This is a genomic window from Streptomyces yerevanensis (genome assembly GCF_000716805.1).
Lineage (GTDB): Bacteria > Actinomycetota > Actinomycetes > Streptomycetales > Streptomycetaceae > Streptomyces > Streptomyces flaveus.
Genome location: NZ_JNWJ01000289.1, coordinates 1 through 235, shown reverse-complemented (window position 1 = coordinate 235; position 235 = coordinate 1). Strand labels below are relative to the sequence as shown.

Here is a 235-nt window from a genome sequence, read left to right as displayed (position 1 = left end):
CCGAGGATCTCGCGGTGACCGGTGGCGGAGATCCCGGTGGCGATGACCACCGCCTGGGACACGATCCGGTGGTTCACCCGGGCCTTGCAGCAGGTCGCGTCCAGGAACACCTACGGGAACACGGTGTGCTCCAGCAGCCGTTCCTTGAACGCATCCAGTTCGGTGTCGGGTTCGCCGCAGATCCGCGACACTTCCGATTTCGAGATCCCGCTGTCCGCGCCCAGGGCCTTGACCA

Annotated in this window: 1 pseudogene; it reads right to left on the bottom strand. The window is 66.0% G+C overall.

What is annotated here, in order from left to right:
• Nucleotides 1–235: pseudogene (locus OP79_RS53565) on the bottom strand (transposase); the annotation flags it as partial.